This is a genomic window from Kitasatospora sp. NPDC006697 (assembly GCF_042869935.1).
Classification (GTDB): Bacteria; Actinomycetota; Actinomycetes; order Streptomycetales; family Streptomycetaceae; genus Kitasatospora.
In genome coordinates this window covers 1-3,776 of sequence record NZ_JBIAGU010000072.1, presented here as the reverse complement: position 1 = coordinate 3,776, position 3,776 = coordinate 1, and the positions used below count along the sequence as shown (strand labels likewise).

Annotated in this window: 3 protein-coding genes and 1 pseudogene; all 4 read left to right on the top strand. The window is 73.9% G+C overall.

Annotation, left to right across the window (positions count from 1 at the left end):
• Nucleotides 1-107 (top strand): annotated as a pseudogene (locus ACFYNO_RS41120) (sugar isomerase); the annotation flags it as partial.
• Entirely contained in the window at nucleotides 104-1,063 is a 960-nt protein-coding gene (locus ACFYNO_RS41115; protein ID WP_388023900.1) for an ROK family protein, read from the top strand. The pseudogene ACFYNO_RS41120 and the gene ACFYNO_RS41115, both read left to right, overlap by 4 nt.
• 130 nt (nucleotides 1,064-1,193) lie before the next feature.
• Nucleotides 1,194-2,033 (top strand): ketose-bisphosphate aldolase, encoded by an 840-nt coding sequence (locus ACFYNO_RS41110; protein ID WP_388023898.1) that lies wholly within the window; start codon nucleotides 1,194-1,196, stop codon nucleotides 2,031-2,033.
• Between the two features lie 343 nt (nucleotides 2,034-2,376).
• A complete protein-coding gene (locus tag ACFYNO_RS41105; protein ID WP_388023895.1) occupies nucleotides 2,377-3,648 on the top strand; it encodes an extracellular solute-binding protein in 1,272 nt (423 codons plus the stop codon).
• Nucleotides 3,649-3,776 lie beyond the last annotated feature (128 nt).

The window sequence follows — 3,776 nt, the reverse complement described above, 5'->3', positions numbered from 1 at the left end:
ACCTGGTCCGCGCCCAGCGCCTGGCCGTCGCCCTCGCCGAGGCCCAGGGCCTGGACCCCGACCAGCCCCGCAACCTCACCCGCTCCATCGTCCTCACCACGCCGTGACCCGCACGCACTCCCCGGCCGGCCCCGCACCCGTGGTCGCGCTCGACGTCGGCGGCACGCACATCAAGGGCGCCGTCCTGGCTCCGGACGGCACGCTGCTGCACGCCGAGAGCGCCGACACCCAGGCCGACCGCGGCCCCGACGCCGCGATCGACAGCACCTTCGCGTTCGCCCGCCGCCTGGCCGAGCGCTTCGGACCGGCGGCGGTGGGGATCGCCGTGCCGGGCATCGTGGACGAGGGATCGGGCACCTGCCGGTTCTCGGCGAACCTCGGCTGGCGGGACGTGCCGGTGCGCGACCGGGCCGAGATCGAGCTGGGCCTGCCGGTCGCGCTCGGCCACGACGTCCGGGCGGGCGCGATCGCCGAGGCGCGGCTGGGCGCCGGACGCGACTGCGACTCGTTCCTCTTCCTCCCGATCGGCACCGGCATCGCCGGCGGAATCGTGCTGGGCGGCCGGGCACTGACCGGCCGTCACAACGTCGCGGGCGAGGTCGGCCACCTGGTGGTGCGCCCCGACGGACCGTCCTGCCGGTGCGGCGCGCGCGGCTGCCTGGAGGCCGTGGCCTCCGCCTCCGCGATCGCCCGGCGCTACCGGGAGCTCGCCGGCCTCTCCCCCGTGGAGCGGGTCTCCGCCGAGCAGGTGCAGCAGCGGGCGCAGGCCGGCGACGAGGTCGCCGTCCGGGTCTGGCGGGATGCCGTGCTGGCCCTCGCCGACGGGCTGGTCACCGTCGTCACGCTGCTCGACCCGCAGCGGGTGGTGATCGGCGGCGGGCTCTCCCGGGCCGGCTCGGCGCTGCTCGACCCGCTGTACGCCGCGCTGACCGAACGGCTCACCTTCCAGACCCGCCCCGAGCTGGTGCCGGCGGAGCTGGGCCACCGCGCGGGCAGTCTGGGCGCGGGGCTGCTCGCCCTGGACCTGCTGCACGCCGCCGACCCGGTGGGCGAGCGAGCGTGATCCTCACCGCGACGCTGAACGCGGCGCCACCGGCCGGCTGCTACGGCCCCGTGCTCTACCGGCGGCTGCGCGAGCAGGCCTCCGTCGAACCCCTCACCATCTGACCCCCGCTCAATCGAGGAGCCCTGCCATGCCCCTGATCGGAACCGGCGACCTGGTCGCCGACGCGCTCGCGAACGGCCGCGGTGTCGGCGCGTTCAACGTCATCCAGCTCGAACACGCCCAGGCCATCGTGGCCGGCGCCGAGGCGGCGAACGCGCCCGTCATCCTGCAGATCAGCGAGAACGCCGTGCGCTACCACGGCGCGCTGGCCCCGATCGGCCGCGCCGCGCTGGCCGTCGCCGAGGCCGCCGCCGTACCCGTCGCCGTCCACCTGGACCACGCCACCGACCGCGAACTGGTGGCGGAGGCCGTCGTGCTGGGCTTCGGCTCGGTGATGTTCGACGCCTCGACGCTGGAGTACGAGCAGAACGTCGCGGCGACCGCCGAGGTGGTGGAGCGCTGCCACGCCGCCCGCTGCTGGGTGGAGGCCGAGCTCGGCGAGGTGGGCGGCAAGGACGGGGTGCACGCGCCCGGCGTGCGCACGGACCCGGGCGAGGCGGCCGCGTTCATCGCCGCCACCGGCGTGGACGCGCTGGCGGTGGCCGTCGGCTCCTCGCACGCCATGCTGACCCGCGACGCCGCGCTGGACTTCGAGCTGATCGCCGCGCTGCGGGCCGCCGTTCCCGTCCCGCTGGTGCTGCACGGCTCCTCCGGGGTGGCCGACCAGGACCTGAGCACGGCGGTCGACCGCGGCATGACCAAGGTCAACATCGCGACCCATCTCAACAGCGTCTTCAGCGCGGCCGTCCGCGACGCGCTCACGGCCGACGAGCGCCTGGTCGACACCCGCACCTACCTGGGGCCGGCCCGCACCGCCACGGCGGCCGAGGTCGCCCGCCTGCTCGGGGTGCTGCGGGCCGGCCGCTGAGCGGACGGCGGGTGCCCCGCCCGGAGTGCCGTGTCTGCGTCCGGCGCTCCCCCGCTGGCACATGCGATGCGCAGGAGTGCGCATTTCTGATTGCTTAATCAAGGCGTTACGCAGAAATGCGCACTCAGGACTGTTCATCCGCCCACGCAGGTCTCTAGCATCACTGCAACACCCCGGGTCGGCCCCTCCCCCTCCCGTGCCGGTCCTCGGACCGGACCCTCCGCGTACCGCGGCCCGCGCGCCGGGCGCGCGCACCGTCTCTCTCGACACCCATCCCCCTCCCAGGAACAGATCGCCCCGATGCCGCCGGCCCAGCGCCGGTCCCGGGGACAAGGAGCAGGCAATGAACAAGCGTCTTCTGATCGCCTCGGCCCTGACGGCGGGTACCGCCCTCGCCCTGACCGCCTGTGGCAGCAGCGGCGGCACGGGCACCGCGGGCGACGGCACCACGACCATCAAGGTCGTCGCGGCGGACTACGGCTCCAACGGCCAGAACCCCAGCCAGGCCTACTGGGACGGCGTGATCCAGGCCTTCGAGCAGGCCAACCCCAAGGTGAAGGTCGACCTCCAGGTGATCAACTGGAACGACATCAGCGCCAAGCTCTCCACGATGGTCCAGAACAAGCAGTACCCGGACGTCGTCGAGGGCCCCGGCTACGCCAGCTTCGCGCAGAGCGGCCTGCTCTACAGCACCGACCAGGTGCTCGACCCCTCCGTGCAGTCGAACCTGGTGCCCGCGCTGGCCGCGGCCGGCAAGCAGGGCGGCACCGCCTACGGCATCCCGTTCGTCTCCTCCTCCCGCGCCTTCCTGATCAACAACGCCCTGTGGCAGAAGGCCGGCCTGCCGATGAACGGCAGCCAGGCCGTCGCCCCGAAGACCTGGGCCGACGTGGAGACCGACGCCAAGGCCCTCAAGGCCGCCGGCGTCGAGGTGCCGCTCGGCCTGCCGCTGGGCTCGGAGGAGGCCCAGGCCGAGTCCTTCATGTGGGAGATGAACAACGGCGGCGGCTACACCGACACCTCGGGCAAGTGGACCCTCAACTCCCCTGCCAACGTCGCGACTTTCCAGCAGCTCGGCAAGTGGGTGTCGGCCGGCCTGACCGAGAAGGACCCGGGCTCGGTCAAGCGCACCGACCTCTACGCCGACTTCGCGTCCGGCAAGGTCGGCATGCTCAACGGCATGCCCACCCAGCTGGACGACATCAAGAAGAACAGCCTCAACGTCACCTGGGCCCCGCTGCCCACCGCCCAGGCCGGCGGCACCCCGCAGACCCTGGGCGTCGGCGACTGGATCTACGGCTTCAAGCCCGGCGGCCACGCCGCCCAGATCAAGTCCTTCCTGGACTTCGCCTTCCAGAAGGCCAACCAGGTCAAGTTCGACGAGGAGTACAACCTCCTCCCCGTCACCACCGACGCCGTCCAGCAGGTGCAGACCGACGTGCCCGCCCTGGTCCCGTTCCTGAACGCGCTGCCCAGCGCGCAGTTCGTGCCGGTCTCCAACCCGGCCTGGGACACCGTCAACTCCCAGGTCAAGACCCAGATCGGCGGCGCGCTGACCGACCCGCAGGGCGTGCTCGGCACCCTGCAGAAGGCCGCTCAGCAGGCCGGGCAGTGACAGCGGCGGGGGGGGGGGGCGCCGGGGCGGGGGCCCCCCCCCCCCGCCCCCCCCCCCCCCCCCCCCCGCGAACACCCCCCGGTGCGGGCCCACCACCCCCCCCGGCGCGCCCCCCGCCCCCCCCCCCC